Source organism: Pseudomonas sp. Wu6 (assembly GCF_019891515.1).
GTDB classification, from domain to species: domain Bacteria; phylum Pseudomonadota; class Gammaproteobacteria; order Pseudomonadales; family Pseudomonadaceae; genus Aquipseudomonas; species Aquipseudomonas orientalis_A.
Window position 1 is genome coordinate 61,041 of record NZ_JAFLXH010000025.1, and the last position, 19,401, is coordinate 80,441.

The 19,401-nt window shown below is 59.3% G+C and carries 15 protein-coding genes and 1 tRNA gene; 3 read left to right on the plus strand and 13 right to left on the minus strand.

What is annotated here, in order from left to right; genetic code table 11:
* Window positions 1-338 precede the first annotated feature (338 nt).
* The 5 genes from J1G34_RS17835 to rpsU form a co-directional block, all read right to left on the minus strand.
* Window positions 339-415 (minus strand) — tRNA-Ile (locus tag J1G34_RS17835).
* Between the two features lie 17 nt (window positions 416-432).
* The gene (locus J1G34_RS17840; RefSeq protein ID WP_222994427.1) at window positions 433-3,804 is read right to left on the minus strand and encodes a bifunctional diguanylate cyclase/phosphodiesterase; all 3,372 of its coding nucleotides are present in this window, start codon (window positions 3,802-3,804) and stop codon (window positions 433-435) included.
* A gap of 135 nt (window positions 3,805-3,939) precedes the next feature.
* Window positions 3,940-5,790, minus strand: a complete 1,851-nt coding sequence (rpoD, locus tag J1G34_RS17845) for an RNA polymerase sigma factor RpoD (RefSeq protein ID WP_065897245.1) — start codon at window positions 5,788-5,790, stop codon at window positions 3,940-3,942.
* Between the two features lie 67 nt (window positions 5,791-5,857).
* Window positions 5,858-7,828 carry a DNA primase gene (dnaG, locus tag J1G34_RS17850; RefSeq protein WP_222994428.1) on the minus strand — a complete coding sequence of 657 codons (1,971 nt, stop codon included), beginning with the start codon at window positions 7,826-7,828 and terminating at the stop codon, window positions 5,858-5,860.
* A 442-nt stretch (window positions 7,829-8,270) separates the two neighbouring features.
* Window positions 8,271-8,486, minus strand: a complete 216-nt coding sequence (gene rpsU / locus J1G34_RS17855; protein ID WP_002551877.1) for a 30S ribosomal protein S21 — start codon at window positions 8,484-8,486, stop codon at window positions 8,271-8,273.
* A 202-nt stretch (window positions 8,487-8,688) separates the two neighbouring features.
* Here rpsU and tsaD point away from each other — a divergent pair, with 202 nt between their 5' ends.
* Window positions 8,689-9,714 carry a tRNA (adenosine(37)-N6)-threonylcarbamoyltransferase complex transferase subunit TsaD gene (tsaD, locus tag J1G34_RS17860; protein ID WP_065885497.1) on the plus strand — a complete coding sequence of 342 codons (1,026 nt, stop codon included), beginning with the start codon at window positions 8,689-8,691 and terminating at the stop codon, window positions 9,712-9,714.
* Window positions 9,715-9,732: 18 nt separating this feature from the next.
* On the opposite strand, the gene plsY is transcribed toward tsaD, so the two are convergent.
* Window positions 9,733-10,302, minus strand: coding sequence for a glycerol-3-phosphate 1-O-acyltransferase PlsY (gene plsY, locus J1G34_RS17865; RefSeq protein ID WP_057723660.1), 570 nt, complete (start codon window positions 10,300-10,302; stop codon window positions 9,733-9,735).
* Between the two features lie 74 nt (window positions 10,303-10,376).
* On the opposite strand from plsY, the gene folB reads away from it, so the two are divergent.
* Both folB and folK read left to right on the plus strand, forming a co-directional pair.
* Window positions 10,377-10,730 carry a dihydroneopterin aldolase gene (folB, locus tag J1G34_RS17870; RefSeq protein WP_065894165.1) on the plus strand — a complete coding sequence of 118 codons (354 nt, stop codon included), beginning with the start codon at window positions 10,377-10,379 and terminating at the stop codon, window positions 10,728-10,730.
* The gene (gene folK / locus J1G34_RS17875; protein WP_065894167.1) at window positions 10,721-11,239 is read left to right on the plus strand and encodes a 2-amino-4-hydroxy-6-hydroxymethyldihydropteridine diphosphokinase; all 519 of its coding nucleotides are present in this window, start codon (window positions 10,721-10,723) and stop codon (window positions 11,237-11,239) included. The genes folB and folK overlap by 10 nt, the downstream gene beginning before the upstream one ends.
* A gap of 72 nt (window positions 11,240-11,311) precedes the next feature.
* Here the strand turns inward: folK and J1G34_RS17880 are convergent, their stop codons facing one another.
* From J1G34_RS17880 to apaG, 7 genes are all read right to left on the minus strand, one after another.
* Window positions 11,312-12,544, minus strand: coding sequence for a multifunctional CCA addition/repair protein (locus J1G34_RS17880; RefSeq protein ID WP_065937062.1), 1,233 nt, complete (start codon window positions 12,542-12,544; stop codon window positions 11,312-11,314).
* Window positions 12,545-12,607: 63 nt separating this feature from the next.
* Complete coding sequence (locus tag J1G34_RS17885; RefSeq protein ID WP_065885501.1) at window positions 12,608-14,173, minus strand: SpoVR family protein; 1,566 nt, start codon at window positions 14,171-14,173, stop codon at window positions 12,608-12,610.
* Window positions 14,170-15,441, minus strand: coding sequence for a YeaH/YhbH family protein (locus J1G34_RS17890; RefSeq protein WP_065885502.1), 1,272 nt, complete (start codon window positions 15,439-15,441; stop codon window positions 14,170-14,172). The genes J1G34_RS17885 and J1G34_RS17890 overlap by 4 nt, the downstream gene beginning before the upstream one ends.
* Before the next feature lie 113 nt (window positions 15,442-15,554).
* Window positions 15,555-17,477: a PrkA family serine protein kinase gene (locus tag J1G34_RS17895; RefSeq protein WP_065885503.1), complete on the minus strand. Its 1,923-nt coding sequence runs from the start codon at window positions 17,475-17,477 to the stop codon at window positions 15,555-15,557.
* A 285-nt stretch (window positions 17,478-17,762) separates the two neighbouring features.
* The gene (glpE, locus tag J1G34_RS17900; protein ID WP_065894173.1) at window positions 17,763-18,092 is read right to left on the minus strand and encodes a thiosulfate sulfurtransferase GlpE; all 330 of its coding nucleotides are present in this window, start codon (window positions 18,090-18,092) and stop codon (window positions 17,763-17,765) included.
* Window positions 18,093-18,101: 9 nt separating this feature from the next.
* Window positions 18,102-18,953 carry a symmetrical bis(5'-nucleosyl)-tetraphosphatase gene (locus tag J1G34_RS17905; protein WP_065897251.1) on the minus strand — a complete coding sequence of 284 codons (852 nt, stop codon included), beginning with the start codon at window positions 18,951-18,953 and terminating at the stop codon, window positions 18,102-18,104.
* A complete protein-coding gene (apaG, locus tag J1G34_RS17910) occupies window positions 18,953-19,333 on the minus strand; it encodes a Co2+/Mg2+ efflux protein ApaG (protein WP_065885506.1) in 381 nt (126 codons plus the stop codon). The genes J1G34_RS17905 and apaG overlap by 1 nt, the downstream gene beginning before the upstream one ends.
* Window positions 19,334-19,401: the final 68 nt, after the last annotated feature.

The window sequence follows — 19,401 nt, forward strand, 5'->3', positions numbered from 1 at the left end:
TACTCCATACGAAATACACATGAAACACAGATATGCATACGATGATGCGTTAAATACTGTGCGTTTACCTGCGTAAAGTATTGCGCAGCATTTCACGCTATTCAACCATTGGTTGAATATATTTATGTACGAAACGTGGTGTTTTCGCTTCGTGTACTCGCAATGACTTCGGAGCTCATGGGATTCCCAACAAGGTTGGTAACTGAGCGGAATGAGGGCGTAGCGGAGAAAATGACAGTGGACGCTTTTTGGACACTTTTGGCTTTATGGAGCAATAGACAGAGCAAAAAAGGGGAATTATAAAACGACAAAGGCCACGTAATACGTGGCCTTGAAGGTGGTGGGCCCACACGGACTTGAACCGTGGACCAAAGGATTATGAGTCCTCTGCTCTGACCAACTGAGCTATAGGCCCTTGTAACTGGACGCGGATTATAACGACGGTTTCCTCGCTGTGCCATCCGTAAAATCCCTCATCCGTGTACGAAGGAAGGTTTCGGCAAATAGCTCCGGTGGCAGGGGCAGGCTGACGATGTAGCCTTGCATCTGTTCACAGCCTTCTGCGGCGAGGAATGCTTGCTGGGCGGGGTTCTCCACGCCTTCGGCGATGATGGTGAATTGCATGCTGTGGCCGAGGGCGATGATGGCGCGCACGATGGCGACGTCGTGAGGGTCGTCGGGCAGGCCGCGGACGAAGGATTGGTCGATCTTGAGGAAGTCCAGCGGCAGGCGCTTGAGGTAGCTGAGGGACGAATAGCCGGTACCGAAATCATCGATTGCCAGTTGTACGCCCAGCCTTTTGAGCTGGTGCAGCACCGCGAGTGCTTCTTCCGCCTGGCTCATGATGAAGTTTTCGGTGATCTCCAGTTGCAGGCAGCCGGGTTCCAGGCGGTAATCGCGCAGCAGTTGTTCGATGCGCGACAACAGATTGGGGTGTCGCAGCTGCGCGCCGGCGAGGTTGACCGACAGCGGCCCGAAGTCCTCGAAAGCGCCTTGCCAGGCATGCAGCTGTCGGCAGGCCTGTTCCAGTACCCAATCGCCAATTTGCAAAATAGTGCCGTTCTCTTCGGCCAGGGCGATGAAGTGTTCGGGCGGGACGTCGCCGAAGGTGGGGTGGTGCCAGCGAATCAAGGCTTCGGCGCCGATCAGTTCGTGGGTGATCAGGCTGCGTTTGGGTTGGTAATAGAGGCTCAATTCGTCACGTTCGATGGCGCGGCGCAGCTCGTGCTCCAGCGCCACGCGTTCATTGGCCTGGGCCGTCAGGTCGCGGGTGTAGCTTTCAACGCGGTTGCGGCCCTTGGCTTTGGAGCGGTACATCGCGGCGTCGGCGTTTTTGACCAGGGTGGCGACATCGGTGCCGTCCTGTGGGTACAGGCTGGTGCCGATACTCGCGCTGATAAAGAACTCGTGTTCGCCGGCCTGGAAGGGCGGTGTGAAGCAATCGAGCAGTTTGTTCGCCAGGTATTGCGCGTCGCTGGCCTGTTGCAGGCCGGGCAGCAGGATGATGAATTCATCGCCGCCCAGGCGGGCGACGGTGTCGATATCGCGCAGTTGATCCTTGAGGCGTACGGCGATGTCTTTGAGCAGCAGGTCACCGACCGGGTGGCCCAAGCTGTCATTGATGTGCTTGAAGCGGTCCAGGTCGAGAAACAACACGGCGCCTTGATTCCCGCTTTCCTGCTGGCCAGTGAGGGCGGCTTGCAGACGGCTTTCAAACAGCGTGCGGTTGGGCAGGCCGGTCAGTGGATCGTGATGGGCCTGATAGTCGAGGCGCGCTTGGGCAAGCTTGAGGCTGGAGATGTCGGCAAATACCGCGACGAAGTGGGTGACCACCTGGTCGCTATTGCGCACCGCGCTGATGGTGAGCCAGCTTGGGTAGAGCTCACCGTTCTTGCGGCGGTTGGAAATCTCGCCCTGCCAGTGTCCCTGGGTCGTCAACTGGTGCCACATTGCGGCATAGAAGGCGCTGTCGTGCAGGCCGGAGGCGAGCAGGCGCGGGGTGTGGCCAAGTGCTTCGGCTTCGCTGTAGCCCGTGATTTCGCTGAACGCGCGATTGACGGCGCTGATGTTCTGCCGCGTATCGGTGATCAAGACGCCTTCGGCGGTGCTTTCGAACACGGTGGCGGCCTGTTGCAGTTTTTCCTGCATTTGCTGGCGTTCGGTGATGTCGCGGGCGATGGTCAGCATGCAGTCTTCTTCGCCGATGGGCAGCGGGCGGCTGGACAGTTCGCAGAGGCGAATCCGGCCATCGACGTGGCGAATACGGCAGATGAAGTCGCGCACAAAGCCGTCGCGCTCCATCAATTCCAGCATGTGCTTGCGTTCATTGAGGTCGACCCATATGCCGAGGTCCAGGGTGGATTGATCGAGCGAGGTGGCACTGGTGTAACCGGTCAGGTGGCTGAAGCCTTCGTTCACTTCTATCAGCAGGCCATCGCTTTGACGGCTCAGCAACAAGCCATCGGGGGAGGCATGAAACGCCTTGGCGAACTTCTGCTCGGACAGCAGCAGTGCCTCTTCCGTACGTTTGGCCTCGCTGATGTCGATCATCAGACCGCGCAGCACCGGTTCCGGACCGTATTTGATCAGGCTGACAATGTCGCGCACCCACAGGCAGCGGCCGTCGGCAGTGATGACACGGTAGTCGATGCTGTGATCACGGTTAGCGCGGGTTTCACGGTAGCAATAGGTTTCGGCGCGCACCAGGTCGGCGGGGTGAATGATGTTGCGCCAGAAGCCGGGGATCAGCCAGTGGGCACGGGGGTAGCCAAGCAGTTCCTCAGCATGGGGCGACACGTAGCTGTAGGTGAAATCGCTGATGCTGGCTTCCCAGGCGATGGCGGACAGGCTCTCCACCAGGCCGCGATAGTGGTACTCGCTGCTGCGCAGTTGCTGCTCAAGGGCCACTCGGCGGGAAATTTCCGAGCTGAGCCGGCGATTGATTCGAATGACTATGGCCAGCACGGTACTCAGCAGCAACACCGCAGGCAGGCCGTACATCAACAAATCTGCCCAGAACGTGCGGTGATCGCTGAAACTGCCCACCCAGTGCTGCTGGATCGCATCGGTTTCGGTTGGGCTGAGATCGGCGAGGACCTTGTCCAGGATGCCCACCAGTATTTTTTCATCCCGTGGCACGCCCATTGCCAACTGATAGCGGTAGGGCGTTTCACCGCTGACGTATAAACCATCGAGTTTCAGTTGGCGCAGGCTCCAGACGCTGGACGCCAGGTCACTGACTACCGCATCCACTTCATCGATGGCCAGGGCCTGCAGCGTGGAGCTGACGTTAGGCATCGCGACGAGATTGAGGTCCGGGTGGTGGGTGCGCAGTAATTCATGGGGCGCGTAGTTTTCCACCACGGCGATTTTCAGTCCGTACAAGTCCTTGAGGCTGCGTGGTTTCGCACCGCCTTCATGGGCCAGTATCACGATGGGAAAGTCGATATAGGGGCGCGTGAAGGCCAGGAAGCTCTGGCGTTCCGGGGTGGACATGACGCCGGGTAGCAGATCGAGCTGATTGTTGCGCGCTTGTTCGAGCACGGCGGTCCAGTTCGCCGGCTCGATCAACTTGACCCTGATGCCCAGGCGATCCTGGATCAGGCGTACATAATCGGCGGCCAGGCCCTGGTAGCGGCCATTTTCATCACGGTATTCAAAGGGTGGCCATGACGCATCCACCCCAAGGCGCAGCTCCTGATGGTCCGTCAGCCAGCTACGCTCATCATCAGTGAGAGTCATCGCGCCAGCCGTTGCGGTCCAGGTCAGCAGCGACAGCAGTATCACGGTCGGCAATCTGGGCATAACGGTCTCGTTATGGCACGGGGAATGTCTCGAGTGTAGACGGGCATTGCGAGGGCGGGGCGTTGCGGGGGAGTAAATGTGTAGAAAGAAATGGCTGGAAAGCAAAACCCCCGGCCTGGGCCGGGGGTTCTGGTATCACTCGTCGAGGAAGGAGCGCAGATGCTCGCTTCGCGTCGGGTGGCGCAACTTGCGCAGCGCCTTGGCTTCGATCTGACGGATCCGCTCACGGGTCACGTCAAACTGCTTACCGACTTCCTCGAGGGTGTGGTCGGTATTCATGTCGATGCCGAAACGCATGCGCAGTACCTTGGCTTCACGGGCAGTGAGGCCGGAGAGTACGTCGCGAGTCGCTTCCTTGAGGCTCTCAACAGTGGCGACATCGATAGGCGACTGCATGGTCGAGTCTTCGATGAAGTCACCCAGATGGGAGTCTTCGTCATCACCAATCGGCGTCTCCATGGAGATCGGCTCTTTAGCGATCTTCAATACCTTGCGGATTTTATCCTCAGGCATTTCCATGCGTTCGCCCAGCTCTTCCGGGGTCGGTTCGCGACCCATTTCCTGCAACATCTGCCGGGAAATACGGTTGAGCTTGTTGATGGTCTCGATCATGTGCACCGGAATACGGATGGTGCGGGCCTGGTCGGCGATCGAGCGAGTGATCGCCTGACGGATCCACCAGGTGGCATAAGTCGAGAACTTGTAGCCGCGACGGTATTCGAACTTGTCCACAGCCTTCATCAGGCCGATGTTGCCTTCCTGGATCAGGTCGAGGAATTGCAGGCCGCGGTTGGTGTACTTCTTGGCGATGGAGATCACCAGACGCAAGTTGGCTTCAACCATCTCTTTCTTCGCGCGGCGGGCCTTGGCCTCACCGATCGACATGCGACGGTTGATGTCCTTGATCTCGGCGATCGTCAGGCCAGTTTCAGTCTCCAGTGCGCTCAGTTTCTGCTGGCAACGGATGATGTCCGGCTGCAGGCGACCAATGGCTTCGGCGTATTTCGACTTGCCTTTGGCCAGGGCGTCACTCCAGGTTTCGTCAACTTCATTGCCCGGGAACTGGCGCAGGAAGTCGGTACGCGGCATGCGCGCATCACGGACACAGAGCTGCATGATGGCACGCTCTTGTGCACGCAGACGCTCGAGGGCGCTACGAACCCGTTCAACCAGACCTTCGAATTGCTTGGGCACCAGCTTGATCGGCATGAACAGCTCAGCCAGGGCCAGCAGCTCGGCAATGGCCTGCTTGTTGCCACGACCATGCTTTTTCAGCGCCTTGCGGGTGATTTCCATTTGATCGGAAACCGCACCGAAACGCTGGGCAGCGACGACCGGGTCCGGACCGCTTTCGACTTCTTCTTCGTCGTCGGTGCTGGCTTCAGCCTCGTCTTCGTCGGTATCGTCGTCCGCTTTCGGCGCTTTTGGATCAACCGGCGGCGGTACTTCGGCGGCAGGTGGCGCAATGCCGTCGTCCGGGTCGATATAACCGCTCAGGACGTCGGACAGGCGGCCACCTTCGGTGGTGACGCGAGTGTACTCGGAGAGAATGTGGTCAACCGTGCCAGGGAAGTGCGCGATTGCGCCCATCACTTCACGGATGCCCTCTTCGATACGCTTGGCGATTTCGATTTCGCCTTCACGTGTCAGCAACTCGACGGTACCCATTTCACGCATATACATGCGCACAGGGTCAGTCGTGCGACCGATGTCGGTCTCCACCGCGGCCAACGCGGCAGCGGCTTCTTCAGCGGCTGCCTCGTCGGTATCGGCGTCGGCCAACATAAGGGCGTCCGCATCCGGAGCACTCTCGTGTACGGGGATCCCCATGTCATTAATCATGCGGATGATGTCTTCCACCTGCTCAGGATCTGAAATATCCTCAGGCAGGTGGTCGTTGACCTCTGCGTAAGTCAGATACTTCTGCTCACGACCAAGGGTGATCAACTCTTTGATACGAGACTGCTGTTGCGCTTTTCCGGACATAACACCCTATCCACTGAAGGTCTTGGCGGGCAAAAAACAAGCCGAGGATTATACCCGAGCTATGACCTCACACGCCAGCTGAGGTCGGGTTTGATGTGCAAACGTTCTGTTTTAAAAGGTCGCGCATCTGTTTTGCTATCTGAATTTGCTCTTCAGCCGACAATCCCGGCTGTCTTGCTCTCTTAATGAGCTCATCGAGGGTCTGTGTGTGCTGACCCGCGGATAACCTATTAATGGTGTCTAAAAACTGTTGTTCAAGGTTATCGCCGTCAATTAGCCACTCCTTTTCCGCAAGTGCCTTCAACAAACGGCCCTGTTCCGTGCCATGCCAGCGAGCCATCAGCTGGATTGAGTTTAGCTTAGGATTTTTCTGCACGGCCTCGATCAAGGCGATAAGCACCTGAGCGTAGGTGTTGCTCGCGTTGGCGAAATGGTCGGCGCTTTCAACCTTGCCCGCCAATTGCGGGTGATGGATGAGGGTGCGCAAGGCAATCAGCGTCGGCGCTTCCACGGCAACCGGAGTGCGCGGGGCATGGGCCTCATCGCGGTCGCCGCGTTTGCCATTCTTGCTCCAGGGCTTCTTGTCCCATTTCTTGCCGCCGGCACCGGGCTTTTTCGGCGTCCATTCCTGCTGGGGCGCATACGCCTCCTGCGGTTGGTGGAAGTCGGAATAGTCCGGCATGGCGTCGTAATCCATGCCAGGGTCGTAGGCCGGTGGAGCATCTTGCGGTGCGTTATGCACCAGCTGGCTGACGGCTTCGCCGCTCAAGCCGGTGATTTCCAGCAAGCGCATGCGCATCAGTGATTTCAGGTTGGCGCCGGGGACTTTATCGATCAGCGGCGCTGCGAGGGTGGCCATATGGGCCTTGCCTTCAAGCGAGCGCGGGTCCGCCTCTTCGGTCAGTTGCTGGAAGAAATAGTCCGCCAGCGGCTGTGCGTGTTGATTGATGCGGGCACGGAACGCGTCGGTACCTTCTGAACGCACCAGGGTGTCCGGGTCTTCGCCTTCGGGCAGGAACAGGAAACGTGCGCGGCGCCCATCCTGCAGGCTCGACAGCGTGGCCTCGAGTGCGCGCCAGGCGGCGTTGCGGCCGGCCTGGTCGCCGTCGAAGCAGAACAGCACGCTGGGCACCACGCGAAACAGGAGTTTCATGTGTTCTTCGCTGGTGGCGGTACCGAGCGTTGCCACCGCATTGCGCAGGCCTTGCTGGGCCAGGGCGATCACGTCCATATAGCCTTCAACCACGATGATTTCGTCGAGGTTGCGGTTGTTCTTGCGTGCCTCAAACAGTCCGTAGAGTTCCTGGCCCTTATGGAAAACCGGGGTTTCCGGAGAGTTCAGGTACTTGGGCTTGTCGTCCCCCAGCACGCGGCCACCGAACGCGATGATGCGGCCGCGGCTGTCGCGAATCGGAAACATCACGCGGTCACGGAAGCGGTCATAGCGCTTGCCGGTCTCGGCGTTTTCCACCAGCAGGCCGGCATCAATCATGGCTTTTTGCTGGAGCGTATCGCTGCTCAGGTGCTTGTACAGATTGTCCCAGCCGGGCGGTGCAAAACCGAGGCCGAAGTCCCGGGCGATTTCACCGGTGAGGCCGCGGCCCTTGAGGTAATCGACGGCGGCTTTGCGCTGCGGATGGCTTTTAAGTGCCTGTCGATAGAAGTCGGCGGCGGCGGTCAGCAGTGGATACAGCGGCGAGTCAGTGGGCTGTCGCGGTTTGTGCGCGCGGCCACTTTCTTCGCGGGGGATCTCCATGCCGGCGGCTTTTGCCAGGTCCTCGACGGCCTGGGGGAAATCCAGGTTGTCGTGGTCCATCAGGAAGCCGAGGGCGTTGCCGCCTGCACCGCAACCGAAGCAGTAATAGAACTGCTTGTCCGGGCTTACGCTGAACGACGGGGTTTTTTCTTTATGGAACGGGCAGCAGGCGGTGTAGTTCTTGCCGGCTTTTTTCAGTTGCACGCGTGAGCTGACGACATCGACGATATCGGTGCGGTTCAGAAGGTCGTCAATAAAGCTCTGGGGAATCAGCCCGGCCATGGCGTTCTCGTCATCACTGCGTGTAAATGAGGGCCCGTGAAATGTTCAAGCGCACGTTGGGTGCCTGATCATTATCGTCTGCATGGGATGTCAGAGAGTGTATCTGTCGAACATTCGCTGACGTTAGTTTCTATCAGTGTTCGACGAATAAAAGTTGCCCGTGAGTCCGGTCTTGACCTGTGGGCGGTCTCGGAAGCTCAGCTATGGGCACAGTCGACACAGTATGATCGCCTGCTTGAAGAATTAGGTGTGCTCGTCAGTAGCCTTGTTAGGCTCGTCAGAAGAGACGTGCACCGCTGGCAAAAGAGCCAGTCCTGACGTTTGAAGCGGTGTCTCGGTCGCGTGTGCGGCGTCGACGATGAAGCATCAAGCGATATCCGCAAATGCCAACAGCCCGGCTGAGGGCCGGGCTTGGCAGAAGCTTGCTACGAACGTCTGTGTATTAGTACAGACGAACGGCGCGGCGCTGCTCGCGCTGAACTTTCTTGGCGTGACGCTTAACAGCGGCTGCTGCTTTACGCTTACGCTCAGAAGTTGGCTTCTCGTAAAATTCGCGGCTACGAACTTCAGCCAGAACACCGGCTTTTTCGCAGGAGCGCTTGAAACGACGCAGAGCTACGTCGAAGGGTTCGTTCTCTTTTACTTTGACGGCTGGCATCCAGAGCTACCTTCTTTCATTACCGGGATCAACGTTCTCGTCGCAAAAAATTCGCGGCTGAGGTCGTCGGTTTTTAAGGGTTGCGGATGTTAACCCCTCATTGGCAGGAATGCAAAGCCTCTGATCGAAAACCGCTAGGCGGGAGGGGGAGTGGCGACTATTATGCGCGCCTTCGAATTCAGCCTCTACAAGGCGCAAACCCATGCTAGTACTGGGACTTGAAACCTCCTGCGACGAAACCGGTGTCGCACTTTACGACAGTGAACGCGGGCTCCTGGCCGATGCACTGTTCAGTCAGATCGACCTGCATCGCGCCTATGGCGGCGTGGTGCCGGAGCTTGCCAGCCGTGATCACGTCAAACGTATGCTGCCATTGATCCGCCAGGTGCTGGATGAAGCCGGCTGCGTGCCGACCGAGATCGATGCCATTGCCTATACCGCAGGCCCCGGATTGGTCGGAGCCCTGCTGGTTGGGGCTTCCTGTGCTCAGGCGCTGGCATTTGCCTGGGGCATTCCGGCCCTCGGTGTGCACCACATGGAAGGTCATTTACTGGCCCCGATGCTGGAAAAAACACCGCCGGCGTTCCCGTTCGTCGCTTTGTTGGTTTCGGGGGGGCATACGCAGCTGGTTCAGGTCGACGGCATCGGTCAATACACGTTGTTGGGCGAGTCGCTGGACGACGCCGCCGGCGAAGCATTCGACAAGACCGCGAAGATGATGGGGCTCAATTATCCCGGCGGTCCGGAAATCGCCCGGCTCGCCGAAAAAGGCGTGGCCGGTCGTTACACATTCCCACGGCCGATGTGTGATCGCCCTGGTTTGATGTTCAGCTTCAGCGGCCTGAAAACCTCGGCGTTGAATACCTGGCAGCAGAGCGTCAGCGCCGGGGACGACGGCGAGCAAGCCCGTTGCGACATCGCGCTGGCGTTCCAGCAGGCCGTGGTAGAGACTTTAACCATCAAGTGCAAGCGTGCCCTGAAGCAGGCCGGCATGAAGCGGCTGGTGATTGCCGGCGGCGTCAGCGCCAACAAGGCCTTGCGCAGTTCGCTGGAGAAGATGCTCGGGGAGATGAAGGGCGATGTGTTTTACGCGCGTCCTGAGTTTTGCACCGACAATGGCGCAATGATCGCCTACGCCGGCTGCCAGCGCCTGCAGGCCGGGCAGCATGAAAGCCTGGCGATCAGCGTGCAGGCGCGTTGGCCGATGGAGCAGTTGTCGCCGTTGTAGGGGGTAACGTGGACCCTGTTAAAAATGCCGTTCGCGCCCGGCAAACAGGTCGCGTAGATTGCCGCGGTGGCGCCAGACGATCAGCAGTGTCAGTACGCTCATCGGCAGCAGCGCCGCCGGTTCCTGCCAGGCCAGCAAGGGCAGGGTGAGCGGTGTGGCGATCAGTGCCGCCAGTGAGCTGGTACGGGTCAGGTAGAACGTCAGCAGCCAGGCAAGTACCGCCAGTAAGGCTGCCGGAGGGTAGATGCCCAGCAGCATGCCGGCCGCCGTGGCGACACCTTTGCCGCCGCGAAAGCGGAAGTACAGGGGGAACAGGTGGCCGAGGACGGCGCAGATGCCCACCCAGGCCTGCTGTTGCAGGGTAAGGCCCGCGAGGCTGGCGATCAGTACGGGCAGCAGGCCCTTGCAGAGGTCGCCCAGCAGCGTCAGTACGGCAAGTTTTTTGCCGGCCAGGCGCAACATATTGGTGGCGCCGGCATTGCCTGAGCCACTCATTCGCGGATCGGGATTTCCCGTCAGGCGGCTGAGCAAAATGGCAAAGGACAGCGAGCCGAGCAGGTAGGCGAGAATCGCCAGTGACCAAAACATGCTAACTATTCCGGGCGAGGACGCCCTGATTCTAACGGGGCATCGCGCCCTTGTCGTGCTGCGGAGAAGAGTGCTTGGACAGAGTGTTTATCGAAGGCCTGGAAGTCGACACCGTGATCGGCGCCTACGACTGGGAGCGCGGCATCCGTCAATGCCTGCGCCTGGACCTGAGCTTTGCCTGGGACAACCGTCCGGCCGCCGCCGGTGACGACCTGAGCCTGGCCCTGGATTACGCCAGCGTGTCCGCGCGTATCCAGGCCTTTGCCGAACAGTCCCAATACCAACTGGTGGAAACCTTCGCCGAGCGCCTTGCCCAAGTGCTGATGAGTGAATTCCAGATTCCCTGGCTGCACCTCAAATTGACCAAGCCAGGAGCCGTCCCGGCCGCCAAGGGCGTGGGCGTGGAGATCGAGCGCGGATGTCGCTGACTCAGGTTTACCTTGGCCTTGGCAGTAATATCGAGCGCGAGCTCAATTTACGTGCGGGCCTTGATGCGCTGGCGAGCTTTTTGACGGACATGCGCTGTTCGGCGGTGTTCGAAAGCCAGCCGGTGGGTATCAAGAGCGGGCCGTTCTTCAATCTGGTGGTGTCGGGCTGCACCGACCTGCCGTTGATGGAGCTGGACCGCCGGTTGAAATCCATCGAGGCCGACAATGGTCGTTATGCGCCCGATCGCAAAGGCTTGCCGTTGGACATCGACGTGCTGCTGTATGGCGACCTGGTGGGTAATTTCGACGGTTTGATCCTGCCGCGCGCAGAAATCCTGAAAAACGCTTTTGTGCTGTGGCCGCTGTCGATGATGGCGCCGGATCGTGTTCACCCGGAGGCGGGCAAGACCATGGCCGAGCTGTGGCGAGATGCGCAAATTGAACAGGTGCTGGCGCCCGTGGCGTTTGAATGGCAGGGCCGGCAACTCACGGCAGACGTGCTTCTGTAGGAGCCGAGCTTGCTCGCGAAGAACGTGAACGATAACGCGGCGCTCTCAGGTTTTTCGCGAGCAAGCTCGCTCCTACAATGGGCTTTGTTGTTCCTTGTAGGCTTTGAGTGCGTTAAGCCGTTCGCGCTTGAGCGCCTCACCCAGCGCGGGGCCTTTGAAGCCTTTTTCCAGCAACGGTGCTACCTGCACCTCGCGCGCAACCTTCGCCGCGCCACGCAAATAATCGGCCTGTGGATAAGTTCGCTGTTCAAAGCCCTTGCGACCCCGCGCATCCATCTCGCAGGCGAGCACAAACTCCTCAAAGCGTTGCGGGCGACGGTAGACGTCAAAACTCTGCAGCAACTCCAGTAGTGTCGAGGCCTTCAGTTCCAAGGCTCGATGGCCGTGGGTGTGATATTGGCCCACCAGCAGCGCCAGTTCCTGGCAATCCCTTGGCACTTTGAAGCGTTCATTGACGGTCTTGATCAGCTTCAAGCCCCGATGTTCGTGGGCAATATGCTGCGGCAACTTATCCACAGGCGTCAGGCCCTTGCCTAAGTCGTGCAGCAGGCAGGCCCAGCGTACGGTCAGCGGTTGCTTGTACAAGGCCGCCTGCTCCAACACGCTCAATGTGTGCAGGCCCGTGTCGATCTCGGGATGATGGGCTGCGGGCTGCGGTACGCCGAACAGCGCATCCACCTCCGGCATCAAGGTTTTCAGCGCATTGCAGTCGCGCAGCACCTGGATAAACACCTGAGGCTGATCTTCCATCAGTGCCCGGGAAATTTCTTTCCAGCTGCGCTCCGGGGTCAGCGCCTCCAGTTCGCCGGATTCGCTGAGCTGACGCATCAACGCAAGCGTTGGCGCAGCCACGGTGAATCCGAGGTGCGCATAACGCGCGGCAAAGCGCGCAACGCGCAGCACTCGCAAGGGATCCTCGGCGAAAGCGGGCGATACGTGACGTAAAATACGCGCGTCCAGATCGCGCTGGCCGTGGTAAGGGTCGGTCAGATTGCCCTCATCGTCTTCAGCCATGGCATTGATGGTCAGGTCGCGACGAATCAGGTCTTCTTCCAGCGTGACTTCGGGGCTGGCGTGAAATACGAAGCCGCCGTAACCCCGGCCACTTTTACGTTCGGTGCGGGCCAGGGCGTATTCATCGCCGTTTTTTGGGTCCAGGAACACGGGGAAGTCAGCACCGACCGGCTTGAAGCCTTTGGCCAGCATCTCTTCGGTGGTAGCGCCGACAACGACGCGGTCGATGTCGGTGACCTTGATGCCCAGCAGGCGATCACGCACCGCACCGCCGACTTTGTAGATTTTCATGAAAAAGCCTCCATTAGCGGCACAGGATACCGCCTGTGCCTGGCCAATGGATGCTTTGCCGTTTCAGAGATGCACGACGGCCAGGTCCAGGCGGCCGTAGTCGTTATCGTTGTGATCGCTGCGCGGTGGGACATGGTGGGTTTTCATCACCTGGTCGCCCTGCAGGGTTTCCAGGTGGATGTCGAAGCCCCATAGCCGGTGCAGGTGCTTGAGCACTTCTTCGGTAGATTCGCCCAGGGGTTTGCGGTCGTGCTGCTGGTGACGCAAGGTCAGCGAGCGATCCCCGCGCACATCGATGCTGTAGATCTGCACGTTGGGCTCGCGGTTGCCCAGGTTGTACTGCGCCGCCAGGGTCTCGCGGATAGTCCGATAGCCCGGCTCGTCATGGATGGCCGGCACCACCAGGTCCTCCTTGAGGTCGTCGTCCATGATGCTGAACAGCTTCAGATCGCGAATCACCTGCGGGGACAGGTACTGCAGGATGAAGCTCTCGTCCTTGAAACTGCTCATGGCGAACTTGATGGTGGACAGCCAGTCGCTGCCGGCGATTTCCGGGAACCAGCGGCGATCCTCTTCGGTTGGGTGCTCGCACATGCGCCGGATGTCGCGGTACATCGCAAAGCCCAGTGCGTAGGGGTTGATGCCGTTGTAATAGGGGCTATCGAACCCGGGCTGGAACACCACGCTGGTGTGGGACGTGAGGAACTCCATCATGAAACCGTCGGTGACCAGGCCTTCGTCGTACAGGTCGTTCATCAGGGTGTAATGCCAGAACGTCGCCCAGCCCTCGTTCATCACCTGAGTCTGGCGCTGCGGATAAAAGTATTGGGCGATCTTGCGCACGATGCGCACGATTTCCCGCTGCCAGGGTTCCAGCAACGGGGCGTGCTTTTCCAGGAAATACAGGATGTTTTCCTGAGGTTCGGCGGGGAAGCGTGCATTGTCCTTGTCACTGTTTTTGCCGGCACGCTTTGGAATGGTGCGCCACAGATCGTTGATCTGCTTCTGCAGGTGTTCCTCACGCTCCTGCTGGCGCAGGCGCTCTTCTTCTGCCGAAATCGGATAGGGCCGTTTGTAACGGTCGACGCCGTAGTTCATCAGGGCGTGGCAGGAGTCGAGCAAATCCTCTACCGCGTCGATGCCGTGGCGCTCCTCGCATTGCATGATGTACTGCTTGGCGAACACCAGGTAATCGATGATCGAACTGGCGTCGGTCCAGGTGCGGAACAGGTAGTTGCCCTTGAAAAAGCTGTTATGCCCGTAGCATGCGTGGGCCACCACCAGCGCCTGCATGCAGATGGTGTTTTCTTCCATCAGGTAGGCGATGCACGGGTCGGAGTTGATCACGATCTCGTAGGCCAGGCCCATCTGGCCGCGGGTGTAGGACTTTTCGGTGCTGAGGAAGTGTTTGCCATAGGACCAATGGTGATAACCCAGCGGCATGCCGACGGAGGCGTAGGCGTCCATCATCTGTTCGGCGGTGATCACTTCGATCTGGTTGGGGTAGGTGTCCAGCGCATAACCGGCCGCGATGCGGCTGATTTCCCGGTCATAGGCCTGGATCAGTTCAAAGGTCCACTCGGACCCGGTGGAGATAGGTTGGCGCTTATGCTCTTTTTTGGCGGTCATGTCACTAACCTGCGCTGGAAGAGTTCACGGAAGACCGGGTAGATATCGCCGGCCGAGACCAGTTGCTGCTGGGCGAACGTGTCGGCAAAGGCTTCGCCGATGCGCTCGTATTCGAACCACAGCGCCTGGTGCTCACGGGGGGTAATTTCGACGTAGGTGTAGTACTGCACGAAAGGCATGATCTGGTTGATCAGGATATCCCGGCAGATCGGCGAGTCGTCGTTCCAGTTGTCACCGTCGGAAGCCTGGGCCGCATAGATGTTCCACTCATTGGCCGGGTAGCGTTCGGCCATGATTTCCTGCATCAGTTTCAGTGCGCTGGAGACGATGGTGCCACCGGTTTCGCGCGAGTAGAAGAATTCCTCTTCGTCGACTTCCCGGGCGCTGGTGTGATGGCGGATAAACACCACGTCGATCTTGTCGTAGTTCCGTTTCAGGAACAGGTACAGCAGGATAAAGAAACGCTTGGCGATGTCCTTGGTGGCCTGGGTCATGGAGCCGGACACGTCCATCAGGCAGAACATCACGGCCTTCGAGCTGGGGTTGGGTTGCTTGACCAGCAGGTTGTATTTCAAATCGAAGGTGTCAAGAAACGGCACACGGTGAATACGCGCGCTGAGTTTCTCGATTTCGATTTCTATTTCCTGGATATCGCCGAAATTATCCGGTTCTTCGCGCTTCAAACGCGCCAATTCTTCCTTGGCGTGCTTGAGCTTTGCACGGCTGCTGCCTGACAGGGCGATCCGACGGGCGTGGGCTGAGCGCAAAGTGCGGATGATGTTGATACGGGACGGATTGCCCTCGTTGCTGATACCGGCGCGTACGGTTTTGAAGGTGTCGGTGCCGGTCAGGTTGCGTTTGACCAGGTTGGGCAGCTCCAGGTCCTCGAACATGAATTCGAGGAACTCCTCCTGCGTGATCTGGAACACGAATTCGTCCATGCCCTCGCCGGAGTTGCCGGCCTTGCCCGCGCCCTTGCCTCCACCGCCTCCTTGAGGGCGCGCAATGTGTTCACCCGTGGTGAACTCCTTGTTGCCGGGATGCACAACGGTCTGCTTGCCGCCCCGGCCGTGGTGCAGCACGGGTTCGTCGATGTCGCGTCCCGGAATGCTGATTTGTTCGCCATGCTCCATGTCGGTGATGGAGCGGCGGCTGACGGCCTCTTCAACCGCCTTTTTGATATGGTCACGGTAACGCCGCAGGAAACGCTGGCGGTTTACCGTGCTCTTGTTCTTGCCATTGAGGCGTCGGTCGATCACATAGCTCATGGGGAGCCCTCCGGGCAGCTTCACGTTACAAGCTTCAAGCCGCGAGCTGGAAGCTTAAGGACAAGCGGTCGACTGCCAGGCGTAACGCCTGGCAGTGAGCACCTGTCGCTGCCTTATTGCGATTTGCGCACCCGCAGGTACCACTCGGAGAGCAGTCGTACCTGTTTGTCGGTGTAGCCGCGCTCGACCATTCGTGTGACGAAGTCGTTGTGTTTTTGCTGGTCCTCCTTGCTCGCCTTGGCGTTGAAGCTGATAACCGGCAGCAGATCCTCGGTGTTGGAGAACATTTTCTTCTCGATCACCACCCGCAGTTTCTCGTAGCTGAGCCAGGTTGGGTTCTTGCCGTTGTTGTTGGCGCGGGCGCGCAGCACGAAGTTGACGATTTCGTTGCGGAAATCCTTCGGATTGCTGATGCCGGCGGGTTTCTCGATCTTCTCCAGCTCTTCGTTGAGCGCCACGCGGTTGAGGATTTCGCCGGTTTCGGGATCGCGGTATTCCTGGTCCTGAATCCAGAAGTCGGCGTACAGCACGTAGCGGTCGAAGATGTTCTGGCCGTACTCGCTGTAGGACTCCAGGTAGGCGGTCTGGATTTCCTTGCCGATGAATTCGATATAGCGCGGCGCCAGGTATTCCTTGAGGAAACGCAGATAGCGCTCGCGGGTTTCGGCCTGGAATTGTTCCTGTTCGATCTGCTGCTCCAGCACGTAGAGCAGGTGCACCGGGTTGGCGGCGATCTCGTGGGGGTCGAAGTTGAAGACCTTGGAGAGGATCTTGAACGCGAAGCGTGTCGACAGGCCGTTCATGCCTTCATCGACGCCCGCCGTGTCACGGTATTCCTGGATTGATTTGGCCTTGGGATCAGTGTCCTTGAGGTTTTCACCGTCGTACACGCGCATTTTCGAGTAGATATTCGAGTTCTCCGGCTCCTTGAGGCGCGACAGCACGGTGAACTGGGCGAGCATCTTCAGGGTGTCGGGGGCGCAATGGGCCTTGGCCAGCGAGCTGTTGAACAGCAGTTTGTCGTAGATCTTGATTTCATCGCTGACCCGCAGGCAGTACGGCACCTTGACGATGTAGATACGGTCGATGAAGGCTTCGTTGTTCTTGTTGTTGCGGAAGGTGTGCCATTCCGATTCGTTGGAGTGCGCCAGCAGGATCCCGGTGAACGGAATCGCGCCCAGGCCTTCGGTACTGTTGTAGTTACCTTCCTGGGTGGCCGTGAGCAGTGGGTGCAGCACCTTGATCGGCGCCTTGAACATCTCCACGAACTCCATCAGGCCCTGGTTGGCCCGGCACAGTGCGCCCGAGTAGCTATAGGCGTCGGCGTCGTTCTGCGGGAATTCTTCGAGTTTGCGGATATCGACCTTGCCCACCAGCGCCGAGATGTCCTGGTTGTTCTCGTCGCCCGGCTCGGTCTTGGCGACGCCGATCTGGTTGAGGATCGATGGGTAGAGCTTGACCACCCGGAACTGGCTGATATCGCCGCCGAACTCGGACAGGCGCTTGGTGGCCCAGGGCGACATGATGGTATTGAGGTAGCGCCGGGGGATGCCGAAGTCTTCTTCGAGGATCGCACCGTCTTCGGTGGCGTTGAACAGCCCCAAAGGCGACTCGAACACCGGTGAGCCCTTGATGGCGTAGAAGGGCACCTTCTCGATCAGTTGTTTGAGTTTTTCCGCCAGGGACGACTTGCCGCCACCAACGGGACCGAGCAGGTAGAGGATCTGTTTCTTCTCTTCCAGGCCCTGGGCCGCATGGCGGAAGTAGGAGACGATCTGGTCGATGCATTCCTCCATGCCGTGGAAGTCTTCAAAGGCCGGGTAACGCCGGATCACCTTGTTGGAGAATATTCGCGACAGGCGCGAATTGTTCGAGGTGTCTACCAGCTGCGGCTCGCCAATCGCCAGCAGCAGGCGTTCGGCGGCAGACGCATAGGTGCTGCGGTCCCGTTTGCACAGCTCAAGATACTCTTGAAGCGTGAGTTCTTCCTGCTGTGTGGACTCGAAACGTTGTTGGAAGTGGCTAAAGATACTCATGACGTCGTCACCTCGCTCGATACGTGGAGCCGACGCCGGATCAATCAGTCGATGCTGGCAGCCATTGGCGTTCCCCAATGGCTGTTTTCCCCCCAGAACACCCTGAAACGCTACCGATGACCCGCGCGCCGGTGTACCGGCTCTCCCCTGATTTGGATGGCCTGCACTTAAGGATAGTTGGTAATCGGGGAGTTCAAGGCGCGATACGTAATTAGTTTGGCTGCGCCGTTCGTCAGAAACGGCGCAAGCCCAAGCGTCACGCGGGGTAGCGGGGTGTGAAAAAAATTATTGCGAATCGCTTGAAGAAATTTCCGCAGGATAGGTCGCGCGCCACAGCTCAAAGCCGCCATCGAGGCTATAAACGTCGGAGAAGCCCTGGCTGACCAGATAGGCTGCGGCGCTTTGGCTGGAGTTACCGTGATAGCACGCCACGATCACCGGCGCGTCGAGGTCGGCGGCGCGGATGAAGTCGGCGATGTTGACGTTGTCCAGATGCTGGGCGCCGGCAATGTGGGCTGCAGCGTAAGTCGGCTGGTCACGGATATCGACGACCACGGCGCCTTGCTCGCGCAGGGCCTGGGCTTGTTCGGGAGGGATACGTTTGAATTCGCTCATGGCGGGCTCCTAGGGCTTGGCGGCGGCCGTCTGTAGGGTGGGTGCAGGGGATTCACACTGGCAACTGATACGCTCGCCGGTGTCGATGTTCATCAGGGTCATGGCGCCGCCCCACACGCAGCCGGTGTCGAGGGCGAACACGCGGGGTTCTTCGCATTTGCCTTCAAGGGCGGCCCAATGGCCGAAGATGATCTTCGTGTCCCGGGTCTTGCGTTCCTTGTGGGCGAACCAGGGCTGGTAGCCGGGCAGGGCGGTGTCGGCGCCTTCCTTGCTCTTGAGGTCCAGCTTGCCCTGCGCCGTGCAGAAACGCATGCGCGTGAAATAGTTGGTGATCACTCTCAGGCGGGCAACGCCGGTGAGCTCGTTGTCCCACTTCACTGGCTCGTTGCCATACATGCCGTCGAGGTAGGCGGTGTACAGATTGTCATCGGCCAGGGCGCTTTCGACTTCGGCGGCGCACTTGAGGGCTTTCTTCAAGGTCCATTGCGGTGGGATGCCGGCGTGGACAAGGGCGATGTTACGGGCCTCGTCGTAGTGCATGAGCTTTTGTCGGCGCAACCATTCCAGCAACTCGGCGCGGTCCGGTGCTTCGAGGATCTCGCGCAGGGTGTCGCCTTTTTTCAGGCGCTCGATGTTCTGGCCGGCCGCGAGCAGGTGCAGGTCATGGTTGCCCAGTACGCAGACCAGCGAATCGCGCAGGTTATAGAGGTAGCGCAGGGTTTCCAGCGACTGCGGGCCACGGTTGACCAAGTCGCCGACCAGCCACAGGCGATCATTCACGGGGTCGAAGGCGACCTGTTCAAGCAGGCACTTGAGGGGCTCCAGGCACCCTTGCAGGTCACCGACCGCGTACGTCGCCATCAGTGCAGGGCTCCGGGCACCGCGAGGCGGAAGGGCTTGATGGTCGCGTCGAACAAGTGGCCGTCGGTGGCTTTCATCTGATACGAGCCCTGCATGGTGCCGACCCTGGAGGTCATCACCGTGCCGCTGCTGTAGGTATGGCTGGCGCCGATGTCGATCAACGGTTGCTGGCCGACAACGCCCGCGCCGCGTACTTCTTCAACCTGACCGTCACCGTCGGTGATCACCCAATGGCGTGACAGCAACTTGGCCGGCACCAGCCCGTTGTTTTTCACCGTGATGGTGTAGGCAAAGGCAAAGCGGTTGAGTTCGGGTTGCGATTGGTCCGCCAGGAAGCGGGTGACGACGCTGACGTCGATCTGGTAGCGAGGATCGGACATGCAAGAGGCCTTAAAAGCAAAAGCGGAGGACAGCAGATGCGGATCAGTCTAGGCCAAGAGGTGGGCAC